The sequence below is a fragment of the Streptomyces sp. NPDC017056 genome (assembly GCF_044332485.1).
Lineage (GTDB): Bacteria > Actinomycetota > Actinomycetes > Streptomycetales > Streptomycetaceae > Streptomyces.
Window position 1 is genome coordinate 67,225 of the sequence record NZ_JBIRPD010000021.1, and the last position, 15,898, is coordinate 83,122.

Genomic DNA, 15,898 nt, shown 5'->3' on the forward strand with positions numbered 1-15,898 from the left:
ACGGCCGCCGCCCGGATCAGTCCAGGTAGTCGCGCAGCACCTGCGAGCGCGAGGGGTGACGCAGCTTCGACATCGTCTTGGACTCGATCTGCCGGATCCGCTCACGCGTGACGCCGTAGACCTTGCCGATCTCGTCCAGCGTCTTGGGCTGGCCGTCGGTCAGGCCGAAGCGCATGGAGACCACGCCCGCCTCGCGCTCGCTGAGCGTGTCCAGGACCGAGTGCAGCTGCTCCTGCAGCAGCGTGAAGCTCACCGCGTCGGCCGGCACGACCGCCTCGGAGTCCTCGATCAGGTCACCGAACTCGCTGTCGCCGTCCTCGCCCAGCGGGGTGTGCAGCGAGATCGGCTCGCGGCCGTACTTCTGGACCTCGATGACCTTCTCGGGGGTCATGTCCAGTTCCTTGGCCAGCTCCTCCGGGGTGGGCTCGCGGCCCAGGTCCTGGAGCATCTGGCGCTGCACGCGCGCCAGCTTGTTGATGACCTCGACCATGTGGACGGGGATACGGATCGTACGGGCCTGGTCGGCCATGGCGCGGGTGATCGCCTGGCGGATCCACCACGTCGCGTACGTGGAGAACTTGTAACCCTTCGTGTAGTCGAACTTCTCGACCGCACGGATCAGACCGAGGTTGCCCTCCTGGATCAGGTCCAGGAAGAGCATGCCGCGGCCGGTGTAGCGCTTGGCCAGCGAGACCACCAGACGGAGGTTGGCCTCCAGCAGGTGGTTCTTGGCGCGGCGGCCGTCCTCGGCGATGATCTCCAGCTCGCGCTTGAGCTTCGGCGCCAGCTTGTCGGAGTTGGCCAGCTTGTCCTCGGCGAACAGACCGGCCTCGATGCGCTTGGCGAGCTCGACCTCCTGCTCGGCGTTGAGCAGCGGGACCTTGCCGATCTGCTTGAGGTAGTCCTTGACCGGGTCGGCGGTGGCACCGGCCGCCGCGACCTGCTGCGCGGGGGCGTCGTCCTCGTCGTCGTCGGACAGCACGAAACCGGCGTTCTCGGCGCCCTCGGGCACCTCGGCCGCGGCGTCGCCCTTGCCGGCGGGCGCCGTCTCCTCGATCGGCTCGTCTTCGAGGAGCTCGTCGACGTCCTTCTTGGCCGCGGTCTTCTTCGCCACGGTCTTCTTGGCGGCGGTCTTCTTCGCGACCGTCTTCTTGGCGGCGGCCTTCTTCGCGACCGTCTTCTTCTCGGATGCGCCCTCGGCCTCGCCGTACGGACTGTCGCCCATCGGGGCGGCCGCGGTGGTGGCCTTCTTCGCCGTGGCGGTCTTGGCCGCGACGGTCTTGGTGGCGGTGCGCTTTGCCGGACTCTTCGCTGCGACGCTCTTGCGGGTGCGCTTGGGCGCCTCTGCGGCACTGACCATCAGCGTCACACCCTCCTCGTCGAGGATCTGGTTGAGGCTGCGCAGAACGTTCTTCCACTGGGTTGGCGGAATCTGGTCAGCCTCGAAGGCCCGACGCACGTCATCGCCGGCGATCTGCCCATCAGCCTTTCCCCGCTCGATGAGCGCCATCACTGACTCGGACTCGGCGATCTCCGGCGGGAGCGTACGGGATGTGCTGGCCGACACGAACAACCTCTCGGAACGATGGAAACGGCTTCCGACCCCGTCCACTGTGGATCGGAGCCGACGACCGCCGGCGGGGATGGACCGACGGCGCGGGGGAAGCCGGGGAGTTGAACAGCGCCGAAAGCGCCGCTCGCATTCCCTCCTCGGCTATCACCTCTTAAGTCATCGCGCCTCCCCGGCGAGCGTTACGCCCAATCTGCGTGGCCCGAGTCACACCGCATATCCACACATTCCCTCCCTTACGGTGCGCAATCCTCCCAAGCAATCGCCGGGCCCGGAGCATGCTCCCGGGCCCGGCGGCCTTCCGTATGTGGGCTCGCGCGGCGCCGAGCGGCGCCGCCACGCTCGCGGCGGCGCACCGCCGCGGGCCGCGCGGCAGCGCTTGTGCGCTCCGATGGCGTCCGCATGCCGTGTGCGCCTTGTGCGCCCCAGTGCGCTTCGTGCGCCGGGCGTCTGCTTCACGCGCCCCGGGTGCTTCGTGCGTTTTCGGCCAGTCTGTCGCGTGACGGAGGCAGGGCGTCCGCCCCGCGCGAACGCGCCTCCGTCCCGTACACCCGCGCCCTCCGGCCGGTGCCGCCCGGCCGGTACGGGCTCCCTGCTGGCGGAGGCCGCCGGCGGCCTCTGGCGTTCAGTGTTCGCGGGGCGGGGGGACGGTGAGGTCCCCGGAACCGCCGGCGTTCTGGCCGACCGCCTCGCCGTGGGCGGCCAGGAGGGTCCGCATCGCGCTCTCGGCACCCGTGGCGTCTCCGGCGCCGATCGCGTCGACGATGCGCATGTGCTGGCCCACGGCCTTCTCCGCGGGACGCTCGCAGCCGCCGGCCGGGCCGCCCGAGACGTGCAGGGCGGAGGAGACGATTCCGGAGAGGTGCTCCAGCATGCGGTTGCCGGCGAGCTGGAGCAGCAGGCTGTGGAACTCGGAGTCGGCGCGGGCGAAGGTCAGCGAGTCGCCCTGGGCCGCGGCGTGCCCCATGATCTCGACCATGTCGGCGAGGCGCTGCTGGATGTCGTCGCGGCCGTGGCCCGCGGCGAGCCGGGCGGCGAGGGGTTCGATCGTCCAGCGCAGCTCGGACAGTTCACGGCGCTGGTCGTCGCGCTGCGGTCCGTACGCCCGCCACTCGATGATGTCGGGATCGAGCAGGTTCCAGTCGCTGACCGGACGCACCCGGGTGCCCACGTTCGGCCGGGCGCTGACCAGGCCCTTGGCTTCGAGGACGCGCAGGGACTCGCGCACCACGGTGCGGGAGACCTCGAAGCGCTGGCCGATCTCCTCGGGCACCAGCGGGCGGTCGGCGCCCAGGTCGCCGGAAACGATCATCTGCCCGAGCTGCTGGACGAGTTGGCCGTGCAGTCCGCGGCCGCGGTTGCCCGCCGCCCGGCGGCCGGCCCTGGCCATGTCGGCCTCGGGCCCGTCCCAGACGGGCGGCACGCGATCGGCCCGCTCCACACCCGGAGCGTGGCCGGCGCCGACGGCGCCGGGCGCGCCCGCGGCGTTGGCGTAGGAGTAGCGGTCAAGCTCGCCCGGGCCGGCGAGGCCGGCGTCGGCGGGGCGAGCCGCGGTCATCATGGTGTGCGCAAGGGTACTCACGCATCATTTGTCGGCGACGCCCCGGGACCCCTTGAGGTCTTTGGTGAAAAGCACACGAAAGGGTGATCGCCCATCCTTCCCCAATTGACGCTTTATCGGAAAGAAGACGCGTCTCGCGGGCGGGTGCGGAGAGTTGCCAGGTGAGCAGGCCACCGCGGGGGTCGCCCGCGGTCAGCGGGCCCCCCTTCGCAGGGCGGTCAGGGCGTAGGCGCAGACCAGTACGGCGAGCGACAACGCGACGGCTCCGCCCACCGGTTGGGCCGCCAGCCGCAGCACCGCGGCGACCGCCTGGTCGAGCCCGGCCGGCCACTGGATCAGCGCCGCCGACCGCAGCCGCGCCGGCACCCCCACCAAGGAGCGGGCGGCCGGAACCGCCAACGCCTGCTGTACGAGCGGCAGCACGCCGACCGGTACGGCCAGGACCGCCGCCATCCCCAGCGCAGTGGACCTGAACGCTCCGGCCGCCAGGACGCCGGTCCAGGCGCAGCCGACCAGCAGGGCCGTCCAACTGACGGCCAGTACCTTCCAGTCGCCGCCCTGCGGGAGGCCCGCCGAGCCGAACAGACCGCGCACCAACACGCCGTCCAGGAGCAGCGTGCCGATCGCGAGCAGCACCGCGGCACCACCGCTGACCAGCAGTTTGGCACCGAGCAGGCCGAGGCGGCGGGGAACCGTCCCCTGCGCGGGGGCGAGCGCGGGATAACGGAACTCCTGACCGAAGGAGAGCGCGCCGATCAGCCCGGCGGCGAGTGCGGTCGGCGGGAACGGAAGTTGACGCGGCCATCCGGTGATGACGTGTACACGCGAGGTATCGCCGACGCGGGCCAGCGCGAGCGCGAAGACCAGGGTGACGACGAGCGAGAGCACGGCCGCGATCGGCCCGGTGGGGTCGGTCGAGGCGCGGCGGAGCTCGTAACGCAACGGCCACTCCGGGCCGCGCCCGGAAAGCCGCAGAGCGGTGAGTTTCAGGGCGGCGGCTTCGGCGGATTCGGCGGAAACGGGCGCGGGGCCGGGAGAACCCGTGGGGAGGGAGGTGCGCAGGGGCTTCAAGGGCTTGAAGGTGGATGCCGGGCGCTGGGTCGAGGTCGCGGCAGGGGACGGCGGGGAGGTTGGTGTTCCGGCGAGCGCCGAGTCGGGCGAGGTGGGAGATGTGGGTGAGGTGGCTGAGGTGGTGGAAGCGGGTGATGTGGGTGAGGCGACTGCGGGCTCGGGGTGGGCCGGGGATGTGGGGGCGGCCGCGGGCGACGGGAATGCGTGATGGGAGACCGTCGCGTCGGTCACTTGAGAGGCCGTCGCGTTGGTCACTTGAGAGGCCGCCTCGTTGGTCACTTCGGGCAGGACGACCGTCTCGGCGAAGGCAGCGGAGCTGGCGAGCCGGCCTGTGGCGGCGAGCGGGGCCGGGTCGGTGAGCAAAGTCGGTTCGGTGCACGAGGCCGGGACGGTGAGTGAGGCCGAGTCGGTGAGTGAGGCCGAGTCGGTGTACGAGGCCGGGTCGGTGTGAGGCATCGGTTCGGCGGGGGACGGAGATGCGGCGTGCGGGATCGATTCGGCGCAGGTCGCGGGCTCGGCAGGGGCTTCCGCGCCGACGGCTGCGGCCATCGCGTGGACCGCGCCCTCGGCGGGCCCGGGCGAGGCGGGCGCGGCGGAGACCGGGGCGTCCGGGCGGTCGCTGCCGGCGGTGCGGCTTCGCGCGCGGCCGTCGGCGCGGGTGAGCGGGGTGACCGGGCCGGTGTCGCCCACTTCGTCGGCGAGCCGGTGCACGAGGATGCCGTGCCGGAAGGCGGTGTCGCCCACGGTGGCGCAGTTGCTGCCGTAGACGGCGATACGGCTGCCGCTCTCCCGTACGACTTCGACGGCGTGACCGGCGTTCGGGTGCGCTGCCGGGCGGGCGCGCTGCGACTCGTCGACGAGGAGTGACGCGAGCCGGTCGGCGTGCGGCGAGCGGACCACGACGCGGGGGCGCAGCCGGGTGCGGGCGAAGTCGGACGCGTTCTGGTCGGCGATCAGCCTGCCGTCCTCGACGGTGACCACACGGTGGGCGAGCCGGGCGGCCGACCGGGCGTCGCGCGACGTCAGGAGTACGGTACCGCCCTGTGCCGCGTACCCCTGGAGCAGGCCGTGCAGCCACGCCGCCTCGCGCGGGGACACGCCCTCGGACGGCTCGTCGAGGAGGAGGGTGTGCGGGTCGCCGAGGAGGGCCACGGCGAGGCCCAGCCTGCGGTCCATGCCGCGCGAGAACGCGCCGAGCCGTTCGTCGGCCAGGCCGCTGAGGCCGACGACGTCCAGGACGTCGTCGGCCCGGGACGCGGGGACCCCGGCCGCCGCGCTGAGCATGCGCAGGTGCCCACGCGCCGTCCGGGCCGGGTGGCCGGGGACGTCTCCGAGAAGCACGCCGAGTTCACGGGCCGGGTTCGGGACGCGGTGCAGCGGACGGCCGCGGAAGAGCGCGACGCCCCGGCCGCTCTCCAGCTGGAGCATGAGCCGCAGCGCGGTGGTCTTGCCGGCGCCCTCGGGGCCGAGCAGAACGGTGATCCGGCCGGCCGGAGCCTCGAAGCTCAGGTCGTCGACGGCGGGGCGCTGCCCCTCGCGGGACCCGCCGGTCAGCCCGATGGCCTGGATCATCGCGGCCTCCACAGGGTGCGGGACCGTACGGAAGCAGGGGGGAGGAGGTGGGGACTCACCCGACCAAGGTAGCCGTATATGTCTGATTTGCCGGTAATGCCCAGCGGTTGCTGCCCGTTCGTGTCACGCCCCGCCGCCGGCGGCGCCCCCGCATCCCGCGACCAGCCCTCCTCCGGCCGTCACGGCACCGGAGACCCCCGTGCCCCCGCGGGCCGCCGCTCAGACCTCGGGACGCAGCATCGGCGGATTGAGCAGGGTGGCGCCGCCGGCTCTGAACAGCTGGGCAGGGCGGCCCCCCTGACGGGTCGTCGTGCCACCGGTGGGCACCAGGAACCCCGGAGTGCCGGTGACCTTGCGGTGGAAATTACGGGGGTCCAGCGCCACGCCCCACACCGCTTCGTACACCCTGCGCAGCTCACCGACCGTGAACTCCTGCGGGCAGAAGGCGGTGGCGAGCGAGGAGTACTCGATCTTCGAACGGGCCCGCTCCACCCCGTCCGCAAGGATGCGCGCATGGTCGAAGGCGAGCGGCGCCGACTGCTCTTCGTCCCGGCCCAGGCCGCCGTCCTGCTCCAGGAACGTCTCGACGGGGGCCCAGCGCGCGCTGCGGGCGTCGCCACCCGCCGTCGGCGCGGGGAGGTCGGGCGCGAGCACCAGGTGGGCGACGCTGACCACCCGCATACGGGGGTCGCGCTTGGGGTCGCCGTAGGTGGCGAGCTGTTCGAGGTGCGCGCCGTACGGCGGCGGAGGGCCGGCCGGGCAGTGGGCGTGCAGACCGGTCTCCTCGGCCAGCTCCCGCGCCGCGGCCGCCTCCAGGTCCTCGTCGGCCCGCACGAAGCCGCCCGGCAGGGCCCAGCGCCCCTGGAACGGCGGCTCGCCACGGCGCACGGCCAACGCGCACAGCGCGTGCCTGCGCACGGTGAGCACGACCAGATCGACGGTAACGGCGAACGGAGGGAAGGCCGACGGGTCGTAGGGAGGCATGGCGCGATCATAGTCGTCCGCCTGACGATAAACAGGCCCCGGCGCACCTCACGCCCCCAGTTGCAAGCCATTCGCGGCCTCCTCCACCAGGCCCATGCCCAGCCTGCTGATCCGCACGGCGAACGGCTGCTCGGCGACGCTGAGCCCGGTGAACTGCATGGCTCCGAGCGGTGCGCCGGCGACCGGGCGGACCGCCACGGTCCCGGAGGGCACGTCGGGACGCACCCCGGCCAGTGCGGTCAGGGCGTGCACCGCGCCCGCCGCGGCCACGGCCGCCGGGCGGCAGGCCGCGGGGTGCGGGACGGGCGCTCCGTCGCGGGTGCGCTGCTCGCCCGCGTACATCTCCGGGAGCCGGTAGGCGAAGCTCTGCGCCGCGTCGAGGAGCCCGCGCACCAGGGCTCCGGCCTCCTTCTCGTAGCCCGCGGCGGCCAGGCCCGCGACGGCGACCGCCGTCTCGTGGACCCGCACGGCGCCGCTGCGGTGGCCGAAGGGGTTGTAGCCGCTCTCCTTGGCCCCGAGGCCCCGCAAGCCCCAGCCCGAGTCCATGGCCGGGCTCCCCAGCAGCCGGGCGAGCTGCTCGGTACGCACCCTGTCGAGCAGGCCGACGGCCGACCGGCCACCGCCGAGCAGGCCGGTGTCCAGGAGGTGGGCGGCGGTGGAGCCGAGGTGCGGCAGCAGGCGCCCGCCGGGGGTCCGCAGCGCGGCCGGGCTGCCACCGCTGCGGCTCTCCACCCAGAACTCCTCACGGAACCTCGCCCGCAGACCCGCCGCCCAGTCGCGCAGCTCCGGCGCGCCCGGTCTCCCGTAGGCGTCGAGGAGGTCGGCACCGAGCAGCGCGGCGCGGTGCGCGTGCGCCTGCGTCGCGCAGCGGTAGGGCCCTCCGGGCACGGGATCGGGTACGTAGCCGCTGCCTCCGCTCAGGGCTCCGTCGCCGGACGCGCGCCCGTCACCGGCGGTGGTGCGCAGCCATCCCAGGCAGCGCTCCGCGGCCGGGAGCAGCTGCTCTGCCTCGCGTTCGGGCAGCCCCCACCGGCGGGCCTCCGCGAGGACCGTGGGGAACAACAGCGTGGCCTCGACGCCTGTGCAGCTGGGGGGCGCGTACGGTCCCGCGTCCCGCAGCGCGCCGGGAATTCGGCCGGAATCCGCCCCTGACCCGCCCAGTTGGAGGCGGGCGAGGGCGCGCAGAGTGTTCGCCGCGAGCCGGGTGCCCAGGGGCAGCAGCATGCGGGCGGCCCAGAGAGCCTCGGCGGGCGAGAGGCCGCAGCGCCAGGGGACGCCACCCGCGACGTACATGTCCGCGGGAGCCCCGGGGCCGCGCATCAGCAGGCCGTGGAGGTCGTCGAGCCCCGTCGCCAGCAGCGCGTCGGCCCGGGCGTCGTCGCACTGGAGCCGCGCCGCCGACCAGGGGCGGGGCGGCTGTTCGCCGCCACGGGTCGCCGGAAGCAGCGACCCCGGTCCGCCGGAGAAGGCTCCTTGGGCGGCGTGCTCCAGCCGGACGCGCACCTCGATGGTGTGGTGGCCGCCTGGCGGGAGGTCCAGCTCCCAGCACAGCAGGCCGGCCGAGGCCATGACGTCCGAGGGCGCGGGGGATGCCGCGACGACGGCGTGCGCCCCCGCGGCGGACCAGCGGAGCCCTGAGCCGTGGACGCTGGCGGGCAGTTCGGGCCCGGTGAACCCGACGGCGATCGCGCCGAGTTCGGCGAGGTCCGTGCCGAGCCGCAGCTCCACGGGCAGCCGTACCCGCCGGGGGGCACTGCTGTGGAACGTGAGCCGTTCGACGCCGTCGGCGCACCGCAGCCGTTCGACGCGGATCTCCGGGTCGGGGCCGCGGTCGACGGCCGTACGGACCGTACCGACGAACCGCGCGCGGTCCGTAGCGATCAGTCTGCCCTGCACCACGACGGGTTCGGCGCCTCCGGCACTCAGCTGGCACCGCGACAGGACGCGGCGCCCGGCGCGGTAGAAACCGTCCGTGCCCCTGCCGGTGAGCTGGCCCTGTTCGGAGGAGATGGCCAGGGCGGGCAGGGCCACGCAGATGAGCGCTCCGTGGACAGGCTGCGGTTCCGGGGGCCTGGGCACCCCGGAGCGGTGTTCTCCGGGTGCCCGGCGGGCCGGCTGAGTGGTGGGAACCATGCCTGACACTCTCTGCGCTCCCTGCTGGGGTCTGGGCTCCAAACGGACTGCGCCACAGTCCTGAACGGCGAGGCCGGCGCGCAGGTCACGCCGGCACCGCGGCGCCGGCGGGCTCACGGCCGGCTCCGGTCACCGTTGCGGCCGGTACGCCGCTTGGTCCGGCCGGGGCCCGTACGCGGCCCGGGACGCGTACTGCCGCGCGGGCCGCCGGGGCGGTCCGAGCCGCCGCAACGGCCGCTGCCGCCGGGGCGGGCCGTCCCGCGGGGGCCGCCGTCCGCGGTGGGCCGCCCGGGCCGGCCGGCGCGGGCCGCCTCCCCCGGTCCGGCCGCCTCGGACGGGACTCCGGGCACCGGTACGGGCCCGTCGACAAGCACCGGTACGGAGTCACACCCGGACGCCAGTGCGAGCGACGTGTCCGAAGAGCTCCGCTCCGCACGCTCCTCCCGCAGGCAGCGCCGCAGCGACTCCGGGTCCAGCCCCGCGTTGACTCCGCGGTGCAGCAGTTGGGCGAAGAGGCATTCGGGGTCGAGCGTCAGCGCCCGGCCGAGCGCGACGCGGGCGGACGGCTGGTCGCCCGTCGCCCAGGCGACCCAGCCTGCCAGTGACAGCGGGGCCACGGCGTACTCGGCGTAGCCGCCGACACAGCGGCGGGACAGCGCCTGCCACAGGCGCAGCGCGGGTTCGGCGTCCGGGCCCTCCATCCACTCCGCGGCGCGGTCCCGGGCTACGCGGTCCTGGAGACCGACGATGAGGCGGGCGGCCTCGGCGTCGGTCAGGAGCGCGTCGTCGCAGGCGTCCCTGGCCCGGCGGCTGCCCGTGGGCGGGTCCTCGCGGAACCGGCGGATCAGACGGCTCGCGTGCGCCAGGGTCTCCGTCCGCACGGGCGCCGCCGTCTCCTCCTGCACCATGCGCGTAACGAGCGTGCCGGCCACCGCGTCCAGCGCGCCCGTCTGTTCCGCGGCGCGCGGGCCGGTGCGCGCGGCCAGCCGGGCTTCCATCTCCCGGAGCGAGCCGCGCACCTGGATACCTGCGTACGCAGCGGCGGCGGCCATCACCGACGTGCCGGGAAGGGCCATGGGTGTGCCCTCGGCAGGGCAGCAGCGGTAGTCAGGGCAGCAGTAGGACCAGAAGCGGCCCCTGGAGATGCACAGTGCTTCGAGCACCGGGACGTCCAGTGCTCCGCAGGCGACGCGCAGCCGTTGTGCGAGCGGACGGAGGCGCTCCATCACGTCCCGGCCGTTCTCCCCCTCCGCGGGTTCCTGGCAGAGGTAGACGATGATGCCTTCGGGCCGGGAGCCACGCTCCTGGCCCGCGGCCACGAGACAGCTCGCGAGCTGGTCGGACACGTACGGCCACTGCCCACGCTCGGTGGGGATGCCGAGGCGGGCGCGGCCGCCGAAGCGGCCGCTACCGCCGTGCAGGCCGACGAGGACGATGCTGTCGTCGGGGTAGAAGCCGAGGAGGTAGGGCAGCGCGTCGGCCAGCTCGCCCGGCCCGCGCAGGGTGACCCTGGTCTCTTCCGCCGCTGCCGCGTCGTCGGGCGAGGGCGGTGTGGCGGGTCCTGGCTGGGCGGACGGGTGGGTCGGTACGGACGGGTGGGACCGGGCGGGCCGGTCGGGGTGATGAGGCGTGTCGCCGTGCTGGTTCATGGCTCGAAGATCCCGCGATTCGCCGTGCCGCCGCGACCCCTGTGGATAACTCGCGGGTGACGCAAGTTGTCCACAGCATCGGGCGGCGGTTCGCGCGTTGTCGGTGGCATCGGGTTGCATGGAGCCATGAGCAACGAAGACCTGCGTGCCTCGGCCGATGCCGTCCTCTCCCGCCTCGTCGGGGACCCCGGCGGCACGGCACGGCTGCGCGAGGACCAGTGGCGGGCGATCGAGGCGCTGGTCGCCGACCACCGCCGCGCGCTGGTGGTGCAGCGCACGGGCTGGGGCAAGTCGGCGGTCTACTTCGTCGCCACCGCGCTGCTGCGCGAGCGCGGCGCCGGGCCGACCGTGATCGTCTCCCCGCTGCTCGCGCTGATGCGCAACCAGGTCGACGCGGCGGCCCGCGCCGGGATCCGCGCCCGCACGATCAACTCCTCCAACACCGAGGACTGGGACACGATCCAGGCCGAGGTGGCGGCGGGCGAAGTCGACGTCCTGCTCGTGTCGCCCGAGCGCCTCAACAACCCCGACTTCCGCGACCAGGTGCTCCCGAAGCTGGCCGCGGCCACCGGACTGCTGGTGGTCGACGAGGCGCACTGCATCTCGGACTGGGGCCACGACTTCCGCCCCGACTACCGGCGGCTGCGCACGATGCTCGCCGACCTGCCGCCCGGTGTGCCCGTGCTCGCCACCACGGCGACGGCCAACGCGCGGGTCACGGCCGACGTGGCCGAGCAGCTGGGTACGGGCGAGGGCACCGCCGAGGCGCTCGTCCTGCGCGGCCCGCTGGACCGGGAGAGCCTGAGCCTGGGCGTGCTCCCGCTGCCGGACGCCGCGCACCGGCTGGCCTGGCTGGCCGACCATCTGCACGAGCTGCCGGGCTCGGGGATCATCTACACGCTCACGGTGGCCGCGGCCGAGGAGGTCACCGCCTTCCTGCGGCAGCGCGGCCACACGGTGGCCTCGTACACCGGGAAGACCGAGAACGCCGACCGCCAGCAGGCCGAGGACGATCTGCTCGGCAACCGCGTCAAGGCGCTGGTCGCCACCTCCGCGCTCGGCATGGGCTTCGACAAGCCGGACCTCGGGTTCGTGGTGCACCTGGGCTCGCCGTCCTCCCCGATCGCCTACTACCAGCAGGTGGGGCGCGCCGGCCGCGGCGTCGAGCACGCGGAGGTGCTGCTGCTGCCCGGCCGTGAGGACGAGGCGATCTGGAAGTACTTCGCCTCGCTGGCGTTCCCGCCAGAGGAGCAGGTGCGCCGGACGTTGGACGTGCTGGCGGGCGCGGACCGGCCGCTGTCGCTGCCCGCCCTGGAGCCGCTGGTCGAGCTGCGCCGCTCGCGCCTGGAGACCATGTTGAAGGTGCTCGACGTGGACGGCGCGGTGCACCGGGTCAAGGGCGGCTGGACCGCGACCGGCCGGCCGTGGGCGTACGACGCCGAGCGGTACGCGTGGGTGGCGCGGCAGCGCGAGGCCGAGCAGCAGGCCATGCGGGACTACGCCACGACGACCGGCTGCCGGATGGAGTTCCTGCGGCGGCAGTTGGACGACGAGGCTGCGGCGCCGTGCGGACGCTGCGACAACTGCGCGGGAGCGCGCTTCACCACCGAGGTGTCCGCGGCGTCGCTGGACGCGGCGCGCGGCGAGCTGGGGCGGCCGGGCGTGGAGGTGGAGCCGCGGCGGATGTGGCCGACGGGCCTGCCCGCCATCGGTGTCGACCTCAAGGGGCGCATCCCGGCGGGCGAGCAGGCGTCGGCCGGGCGTGCCCTGGGGCGGCTCTCCGACATCGGCTGGGGCAACCGGCTCCGTCCGATGTTCGCCGCGCAGTCCTCGGACGGTCCGATTCCGGACGATGTCGCTTCCGCGGTCGTCACCGTTCTCGCCGACTGGGCGAAGGGCCCCGGGGGCTGGGCGTCCGGTGCTCCGGACGCCCCGGCGCGCCCTGTGGGGGTTGTGACGCTCGACTCGCGCACCCGCCCCCAGCTGGTGCGTTCCCTCGGGGAGCGCATCGCCGCCGTAGGACGGATGCCGTTCCTGGGGACGGTGACGTACGGGGAGCACGCCGAGGAGGCCCGCGTGCCGCGGAGCAACAGCGCGCAGCGACTGCGGGCGCTGCACGGCTCGTTGAGCGTGCCGCCGGAGCTGGCTCAAGCCCTGGCGGCGGCAGGGGGCCCCGTCCTGTTGGTCGACGACTACGCGGATACGGGCTGGACCCTGGCCGTGGCCGCGCGGCTGGTGCGCAAGGCGGGTGCCACGGGGGTGTTTCCGCTGGTCCTTGCCGTACAGGGGTGAGGTGAAGGGGGCGGCCGGGCGTCAGGGGCCCGTGCGGCGGGCAGGAATAGGGAAGGCGCGCCAGAGGATTCCGGCCGTGCGCGCCCACGGTTCATTGCCGCATGCCTGTACGAACGTAAGAATTGGACCGCTTCCCCGTACCCGCCGCCCACGGTCAGGTACGGCGGCACCGCGCCGTGCCCGCACGGCCGTCCGCCGTCGGGCGTGGACGCGTAGACGAAGGGAGGGCCGTGACCTTCGGCTTCGCCCAGCCCCCGGGTGTGTCCCTGCCCACCTCCGCCGATTCCGCCGCCCGGCTGAGCCGCATGCTGGAGCCCGCCGAGTGGGCGTCGGCGGGGATTCCCCTGCTGCGCAACCCGCGTGAGGTGGTCACCGGTCTGCACGACCGCCATCTGCCGGGTCTTTCGACGGCCATCGTGGCGGTGCTCGGCCCTGAGGAGCGTGTCACCGCCAGCGCGTCGTTCGTCCAGCACGCCTCGGCTCCGGACGGCTGGGAGTTCCGCAACGCGCTTCTGGCGCGGTTGCGGCTGGTCATCCCGCACGACCTGCGGCTGCGGGTGCCGGTCCGTACGGCTGTGCTGCTCTACTGCCGCGAGGGCGACCCGCGTTGGACCGAGGCGGACGGCGCTTGGATGTGGGGGCTGCGCGACGCTTGCACCTTGCACGGACTGCGCTGTGGCGCGTACATCACGCTGACCCGCAGCGGCTGGCAGGTGCTGGGAGAGGGCCGTGGTGGTCGGCGGCCGCGCTCGGTCGTTGGTACCGAGCGCGCGCGTACGGCGGAGGAGCCGCCGCGCGGGCGCGTTCCGAAACGGCCCGGTCCGGCAGGATGGCCTGCCGCGGCCGAACGGTCTTTCGCGGTGGGGCAGCCGACCGGCACGGGGCGGCCGGCCCCGTCGCTGCGTACGCAGTCGGCGCACCGGCCGGCGCGGGCCGGCCCTTCGGAACGGAAGGAAGCGTCCGGGCAGGCCGGAACGCAGGAACCCGGGCACGCCGACAGCGCGGGGCAGTCCGAAGCGTCCAGACACGCCGACGCGGAGCAACGGCCAAGGCCGACGCCGTCCGGTTCACCGGAACGGTACGGTCCACCGGAACGGTTCGGTCCGGCTGAACGGCCCCGCAAGGCGGAACGGCCGCGTACGGCGGCACCGCAGGCGCACCCGACGGAGCCGCACCCTCCCACGGAGCCGTCGCGCAACGACGGCAGGCAGGCGGCACGGCGCGGCGGAGTCCCGCCGGGGTCCCGCGGACCGCTGACGGTCCGCGCGCACCCGGCGTGAGACGCCCGGCCGGCCCACGGGCCGCCGGGCTCCCCCTGCCGGCGTCCGTCAGGCGTTCACGCCCAGGAGGGCGTTGATCCGCTGCGGGTCACCGCACACGACCAGGAGCGCCCCGGCGCGGGCCATCGCGGCGGGCAGGGCCCGGGCGACGGTCTCCTCGGCGCCACCGTTGACCGCGACGACCACGACGGGCCGTCCGGTCGCACGCTCGGCGGTGGCGTCCGCGTAGAACACGTCGTCAGCGGCGTCCTGCTGCGCCCAGTAGGACGCCTCGCCGAAGGACAGTTCGTGCGCGGCCCAGGGGTGGGTCTCGCCGGTGGTGAGCACCAGGACCTCGCCCGGCGCGCGTCCGGAGTCCAGCAGCAGGTCGACGGCCTCGTCGGCGGCGTCGAGAGCGCCGGACTCCGGGGCCGGGATCAGCTGGAGCTGCGTTCCGGAAACAGCACCGGCGGCACCGGGCTTGGGGCCCGAGCGCTGCGCCGGAGGAGCGCCGGCCGGCCCACGGGGCGGCGCGGCGGGTCCGGGCTTGCCGGGGCGGGCGCTGGCCGCGGGGGCGCCGCGCGGAGGCGCGGGGCGGGGACCGGGGCCAGGAACAGGACGGGGGGTCGACGCGGTACGGCCGGTGGCCGGAGTTGCGCGGGGACCCGGGACACTCTCGTGAATCTGAGGCTCCTCGGGGATGAGAGGCATAAAAGGATGTCTATCAAACGTAGGTGCGGGACACGTCATCGGGTACCGAATTGATGCCCGCACCGCTCAGAAGTCGAAGCCGAGTTGGCCACCGGCCTCCAGAGCGGCTGCTTCGGGGGTGCTGCGCACCTTCTTCAGGTGGCGCCAGCGGGGCAAGGCGTCCATGTAGGACCACGACACCCGGTGGTACGCGGTGGGGCCGTACTCCTCCAGCGCCGTACGGTGCGCGGGCGATGGGTAGCCGGCGTTCTCCGCGAAGGCGAAGTCGGCGTGTACGCCCACCAGTTCACCCATCATCGCGTCGCGACGGACCTTGGCGAGCACGGAGGCCGCGGCCACCGCGATGCAGGACTGGTCGCCCTTGACGACCGTACGGACCTTCCAGGGACCGCCGAGGTAGTCGTGCTTGCCGTCGAGGATGACCGCGTCCGGACGGACCGGCAGCGCCTCCAAGGCGCGCACGGCCGCCAGTCGCAGTGCCGCGGTCATGCCCAGTGCGTCGATCTCCTCCGGGGAGGCATGCCCCAGGGCGTGCGCCGTGACCCAGCCGTCGAGCACTTCGGCGAGCTCGGTGCGTCGCTTGGGTGTCAGCAGCTTGGAATCGGTGAGTCCGGCCGGCGGGCGGCGCAGTCCGGTGACGGCTGCGCAGACGCTGACCGGACCGGCCCAGGCGCCGCGCCCGACTTCGTCCACCCCAGCGATGATCTTGGCGCCCGTGGTGGCGCGAAGCGATCGCTCGACGGTGTGGGTTGGGGGCTCGTACGGCATGGCGCCAGCAAGCGTACGCCTAATCGGAGCGGCCGTGCGCACCGGGTACCGCCTGACCGCGGCGTATACCGCGGCCGGCCGCCGACCGGGCTTCGGCGCCGACGGCACGCGGGCTGATCAGCGGCTTCGCGGCCGGGGGGCGGGAGCGCCACTGCCGGTCCCGGCGGGCCGCCCGACGCCCCCGGGCCACGGCGCACGCCAAGATCAACTACACGCTCGGACGGCCTCCTTGGCCGCCCGAAAGCCACGGAGGCGCACGGAAGCCCACGCCGCCCACCCGGGAGCCCATACGGCAGGCCGCCCGGCGGGCCACCCCGCGAGCCCGCCC

The 15,898-nt window shown here is 74.1% G+C and carries 9 protein-coding genes and 1 pseudogene; 2 read left to right on the top strand and 8 right to left on the bottom strand.

The genetic code is table 11. The annotated features are described in order from the left end of the window. Positions 1–16 precede the first annotated feature (16 nt). The 6 genes from ACH4OW_RS31295 to ACH4OW_RS31320 form a co-directional block, all read right to left on the bottom strand. Positions 17–1,573: an RNA polymerase sigma factor gene (locus ACH4OW_RS31295; RefSeq protein WP_398031158.1), complete on the bottom strand. Its 1,557-nt coding sequence runs from the start codon at positions 1,571–1,573 to the stop codon at positions 17–19. Positions 1,574–2,195: 622 nt separating this feature from the next. Continuing rightward, complete coding sequence (locus ACH4OW_RS31300) at positions 2,196–3,131, bottom strand: FadR/GntR family transcriptional regulator (RefSeq protein ID WP_398031232.1); 936 nt, start codon at positions 3,129–3,131, stop codon at positions 2,196–2,198. Between the two features lie 192 nt (positions 3,132–3,323). After that, positions 3,324–5,774, bottom strand: a complete 2,451-nt coding sequence (locus ACH4OW_RS31305; RefSeq protein ID WP_398031159.1) for an ATP-binding cassette domain-containing protein — start codon at positions 5,772–5,774, stop codon at positions 3,324–3,326. 219 nt (positions 5,775–5,993) lie between these two features. Then, positions 5,994–6,758, bottom strand: a complete 765-nt coding sequence (locus ACH4OW_RS31310; RefSeq protein WP_360133439.1) for an NUDIX domain-containing protein — start codon at positions 6,756–6,758, stop codon at positions 5,994–5,996. Between the two features lie 48 nt (positions 6,759–6,806). Further along, on the bottom strand, positions 6,807–8,891 hold the full coding sequence (locus ACH4OW_RS31315) for a glycogen debranching N-terminal domain-containing protein (RefSeq protein WP_398031160.1): 2,085 nt from the start codon (positions 8,889–8,891) through the stop codon (positions 6,807–6,809). Between the two features lie 113 nt (positions 8,892–9,004). Then, positions 9,005–10,540: a DUF4192 family protein gene (locus ACH4OW_RS31320; RefSeq protein ID WP_398031161.1), complete on the bottom strand. Its 1,536-nt coding sequence runs from the start codon at positions 10,538–10,540 to the stop codon at positions 9,005–9,007. Between the two features lie 126 nt (positions 10,541–10,666). On the opposite strand from ACH4OW_RS31320, the gene ACH4OW_RS31325 reads away from it, so the two are divergent. Together ACH4OW_RS31325 and ACH4OW_RS31330 are read left to right on the top strand one after the other, a co-directional pair. Beyond that, complete coding sequence (locus ACH4OW_RS31325) at positions 10,667–12,832, top strand: RecQ family ATP-dependent DNA helicase (protein ID WP_398031162.1); 2,166 nt, start codon at positions 10,667–10,669, stop codon at positions 12,830–12,832. A gap of 230 nt (positions 12,833–13,062) precedes the next feature. Then, positions 13,063–13,626, top strand: a pseudogene (locus ACH4OW_RS31330) (hypothetical protein); the annotation flags it as partial. A gap of 534 nt (positions 13,627–14,160) precedes the next feature. Here ACH4OW_RS31330 and ACH4OW_RS31335 read toward each other — a convergent pair. Then, the gene (locus tag ACH4OW_RS31335) at positions 14,161–14,802 is read right to left on the bottom strand and encodes a hypothetical protein (RefSeq protein ID WP_398031164.1); all 642 of its coding nucleotides are present in this window, start codon (positions 14,800–14,802) and stop codon (positions 14,161–14,163) included. Between the two features lie 66 nt (positions 14,803–14,868). Beyond that, positions 14,869–15,570 (bottom strand): ribonuclease HII, encoded by a 702-nt coding sequence (locus ACH4OW_RS31340; RefSeq protein ID WP_360133425.1) that lies wholly within the window; start codon positions 15,568–15,570, stop codon positions 14,869–14,871. Positions 15,571–15,898 lie beyond the last annotated feature (328 nt).

Excerpts from the sequence above, each read along its gene's own strand:
- ACH4OW_RS31300 (WP_398031232.1), bottom strand. The coding sequence starts at position 3,131 with ATGATGACCGCGGCTCGCCCCGCCGACGCCGGCCTCGCCGGCCCGGGC.
- ACH4OW_RS31305 (WP_398031159.1), bottom strand. The coding sequence starts at position 5,774 with ATGATCCAGGCCATCGGGCTGACCGGCGGGTCCCGCGAGGGGCAGCGC.
- ACH4OW_RS31310 (WP_360133439.1), bottom strand. The coding sequence starts at position 6,758 with ATGCCTCCCTACGACCCGTCGGCCTTCCCTCCGTTCGCCGTTACCGTC.
- ACH4OW_RS31315 (WP_398031160.1), bottom strand. The coding sequence starts at position 8,891 with ATGGTTCCCACCACTCAGCCGGCCCGCCGGGCACCCGGAGAACACCGC.
- ACH4OW_RS31320 (WP_398031161.1), bottom strand. The coding sequence starts at position 10,540 with ATGAACCAGCACGGCGACACGCCTCATCACCCCGACCGGCCCGCCCGG.
- ACH4OW_RS31325 (WP_398031162.1), top strand. The coding sequence starts at position 10,667 with ATGAGCAACGAAGACCTGCGTGCCTCGGCCGATGCCGTCCTCTCCCGC.
- ACH4OW_RS31335 (WP_398031164.1), bottom strand. The coding sequence starts at position 14,802 with ATGCCTCTCATCCCCGAGGAGCCTCAGATTCACGAGAGTGTCCCGGGT.
- ACH4OW_RS31340 (WP_360133425.1), bottom strand. The coding sequence starts at position 15,570 with ATGCCGTACGAGCCCCCAACCCACACCGTCGAGCGATCGCTTCGCGCC.